This window comes from Methanohalobium sp. (assembly GCF_046546175.1).
Taxonomy (GTDB): Archaea; Halobacteriota; Methanosarcinia; order Methanosarcinales; family Methanosarcinaceae; genus Methanohalobium.
Map to the genome: position 1 here is coordinate 1 of NZ_JBKGYF010000118.1, position 3874 is coordinate 3874.

Annotated in this window: 3 protein-coding genes and 1 pseudogene; 3 read left to right on the forward strand and 1 reads right to left on the reverse strand. The window is 35.6% G+C overall.

Annotated elements, in window-relative coordinates:
- Positions 1-217: 217 nt before the first annotated feature.
- Positions 218-1843: a methylamine methyltransferase corrinoid protein reductive activase gene (locus ACLFMM_RS09390; RefSeq protein WP_410808474.1), complete on the reverse strand. Its 1626-nt coding sequence runs from the start codon at positions 1841-1843 to the stop codon at positions 218-220.
- Between the two features lie 364 nt (positions 1844-2207).
- On the opposite strand from ACLFMM_RS09390, the gene ACLFMM_RS09395 reads away from it, so the two are divergent.
- From ACLFMM_RS09395 to ACLFMM_RS09405, 3 genes and pseudogenes are all read left to right on the forward strand, one after another.
- Positions 2208-2552 (forward strand): hypothetical protein, encoded by a 345-nt coding sequence (locus tag ACLFMM_RS09395; protein WP_410808475.1) that lies wholly within the window; start codon positions 2208-2210, stop codon positions 2550-2552.
- 57 nt (positions 2553-2609) lie between these two features.
- Positions 2610-3584, forward strand: coding sequence for an arsenic resistance protein (locus ACLFMM_RS09400; protein ID WP_410808476.1), 975 nt, complete (start codon positions 2610-2612; stop codon positions 3582-3584).
- A gap of 32 nt (positions 3585-3616) precedes the next feature.
- Positions 3617-3775 (forward strand): annotated as a pseudogene (locus tag ACLFMM_RS09405) (IS5/IS1182 family transposase); the annotation flags it as partial.
- Positions 3776-3874: the final 99 nt, after the last annotated feature.

Sequence of the window (3874 nt, forward strand, 5' to 3'; positions counted from 1 at the left end):
TTTGTCAGCAGTCATTTTACATTCAAACTTTCCAGACAGACAGCTTGGTTCTCGCTTATCAATCTGGAACCTAACTTATGCTGGAAGTTTTATCTCTGGTTGCTGATTTCTCATAATATTTGGCTATCTGGTGTTTCAGTTTACTGTAATCGTTAGAACCTTTCTTCTTTCTACTGAGCCTTTTCTGTAACACCTTCAATCTTTATAAAAATAAAAATTAATGGGAAATTACCTTTATGTCCTTATACTGAATTGCATTCACAGGACAGGCACGTACACACCTACGACAACTTGTCCCGAGGCACTTATGTGAGGTATAATTGGTGAAGTAAGTCCCTTCTTTTTTAACGACAATTATTGAATTTTCAGGGCATTCTTCTTCGCATTTATAACACTCAACACATCCTACAGCATCTTCTTCAATTTTGATTCCAATATCGTTTATTATTGTGACTCCATCCATTCCTACATCTTCAATGTCCTTTTTAACACGTTTTTCTTTGATTGGGTTTTCATTTGTTTCGGGTATTTTTGGATATCCGTATATCTCCAAAAATTCATTATACTGCTCAATTGGCATTCCCTCTTCCCAATATGCAAGTTCGCATGAATAGAAATCCTTGAATGTATCACTAGTTGCCATCATGTGGTGGTCGGCTTTTATAGTGTTAGCTAGTTCAATGACTTTATCCAATTTTGAATCATCAATTACAAGTTCTTTTGCAAGAGAAATTGAAGTGTTTCCAAATTGAACTATTCTTTTTGCAAAATTGGGACATGAACCAATCTCTCTTGCTTTATCTGCATCAACATATGTACCAGAAGCCCCGGACATGTATACATTCTCAAGGTCTTGGTATTTTATTCCTGATTCTACGAGGAGAGTTAATTGGACTGCCCTTATTGCACCGATAGCTTTCCCAGCTTCTCTTATATCTTTTTCAGTCAACTTTACCCTATCACCCAGAATCAATTTGCCATTGGGTAACTCCGGGATATTTTTCATTAATCCAGTTTTAATAGCCAGTGACAAAGCAGAGATTAATCCAGTTCCTGTCAGACCAACTGCTTCTACATCAGATTTTTCTATTACCATCCCGGTGACAGGGTCTATCAAATCCCCTTTAGATTCTTCCATATTTTCATTAAGAACTGTAACTCTCCAGAAATCTCCTTCAGGGTTTACATCGGATATAGCACCTGGACTTGCAAGCATACCACAGCTAATACCCTGGCCTTCTATAGCAGGACCTGCTGCTGCACTTCCAGTAATGATTCTGTTTCCAACTTTTATTGCCATTTCTGCATTTGTTCCGTAATCCGTAATAAGTGATGGAGCTTCATGGTCCAGAAAATCGGTTTCTACCATCATTGCCAATGCATCGGCACCAATTTCATGCCTGATGGCAGGAGGCACAATAATATTGCAGTCAGGCATATCTACTATCCCATCAAAAATCTCTTTTGCAGGAAATATCCTTGCATCACGGTTAACATCACTTATACCCAATCTTTTTTGCATGTTCTCTCCAGCATAGGCTAGGTCTCTGAATTCTATATTTTGAAACAGTGATAATTGGATAGGATTCCCGCATACAGCTATCTTCTTTATATTGTACGGCTCGATATTAAATCTGGTGATTATTTTTTTAATTGTATCTATTATTATTCTGTGAGCAACTGATTCCCCTGCTTTAATTGCAAAATCCAGATGATCAGTAACATTTCCCCCTGGAAGAGGATGTCCCATTGTAAGAGCAGTTTTAACGACATTTTTAGTTTTAAGGTCAATTAATTGAGCTCGAAAACCGCTTGTTCCCAAATCAAGTGCAATACCATACACTGCAATCAACTCCTTTATATTATATAAGCGATGGAACCTGTTCCAGACTTGCAACCACTTTTTTGATGAACAACAAAGAAATACCAGTGTTCCTTTTGCTATTTACAAATACGTTTTAAATCCTTAAAAAATAACCCATTGTAATAAATTAACAGGTTTGATATTATTAAAGAAAATAATATTGAATATTGTTTGAATTGTTTACTTATTATCAATTAAAAACATCTTATTTGTTTTATTCAAAGCTTGAATTATGTATACACTATGAATAACATAAAAGCTGTTTACAGATTACAATAAGTTGTTATATGTATATTTACACGCAATATTTACTTAATGTAAAGGTTATCTAAGGTGAAAACAGATGCAAGAAAATGAAGATACATTAATCAATGACCCTTACCGAGATGAAAGATACAGCAGTGAATTACAAAGACGGGGAGTAAGTAAACAATTTTATGATTCTAATACGACACTTACATGTCCTGAATGTGGAAATTCATTCAATCTATTCTATTCAAGGGCAAAATATTGTACAGGCTGTCCAGAATCAATAAAAGGCTGTCAATATGCTCGCTGTACCTACTGCGACACTGAATTTCCATTTAGAAGTTTCATGTCAAAGAAATCTTCAAAAGTAACATCTGATTATCTTGGATCAATTATCCAGCGTTACCATAATACCTTTGGTGAAAGACCTGGAAGATAATTTACCTAATTTTTGATTAATTATTTATATCATCATTCGTTATGGGTTTAATAAGAAATGGACGCATTTGAAAAGTACCAATCATTGGTGATTTTAGGTTCGGTAGTATTGGGATTGGTCCTTGGACAAATTCCTGTTGTTGGAATGTATGCTGAGTTTTTTATAGTTCCATTTCTTATTATAATGTTGTGTGGTATATTTCTACAGATACCTCTCAACCAGCTCAAAAATTCTTTTAGAAATTTCAGGTTTGCAGGGATAAGTCTCTCCATCAACTTTATATTCAACCCGTTACTTGCTTTTATACTTGGATTTATTTTCCTGCAAGATTCACCAGCACTATGGATTGGTTTCATAATGCTCATGGTAACACCATGTACCGACTGGTACCTTGTTTTTACAGGGCTATCTAAAGGTAACATTGTGTTATCCACATCTATCCTTCCAATGAACCTGGTTTTACAGCTTATCTTATTGCCTGTATATCTACTCCTTTTTGCAGGTACTATAACCACTATAAATACTTCATTACTCGTAGAAAGTATTCTACTGATACTGATGGTACCCCTATTCATTTCTATATTTATAAAACAGATATCAGAACGGTTCATGGAAGAATATTGGCTCGAAGAAAAAGTCTATCCAAAAATGGATTATGTTCAATTAGTGTTTTTGAATCTTGCAATAATGTCGATGTTTGCATCCCAGGGAGAACATCTGGTACAGAATCCTTACGTATTACTCCAGCTTCTTATACCTGTTCTAGTATTCTTTGTAATCGTATTCTTCTTTGGACAGATTGTTGGCAGGTTTGCAGGATTCAATTATCAGGACACAGCGAGTTTAAACTTAACTACACTTGCCAGAAACTCACCTATAGCATTGGCTATAGCTCTTACTGCTTTTCCAGAACAGCCATTAATAGCTCTTGCACTTGTTATTGGGCCACTTATAGAACTTCCAGTACTTGGTCTGGTGTCTCAGGTTCTCCTCTTTATAAGAGAGAGATGGGTTCCTGTTGCTACAAAATAATTATTATTTCTAATAGTGATTAATTTATTAACATGGCTTTCATCCAATCATCTAAAGACCAGACATGGCTGCTGCCACCTGATATAAGAGACATGATAAGTTCAGACCATATCTGTTACCTGGTAGATTCCTTCGTAGAAGAACTCGACTTCAGCAAGTTTGAAGATAGATATTCAGGTGCAGGACACCCTGTTTAGCATCGGGGTATGGTAAATAGTCAAAAAAATATAAGTATTTTGCTAAACGATTGTATAATGTATGTATCTGACCCAGAAGAATCATATGCGTGC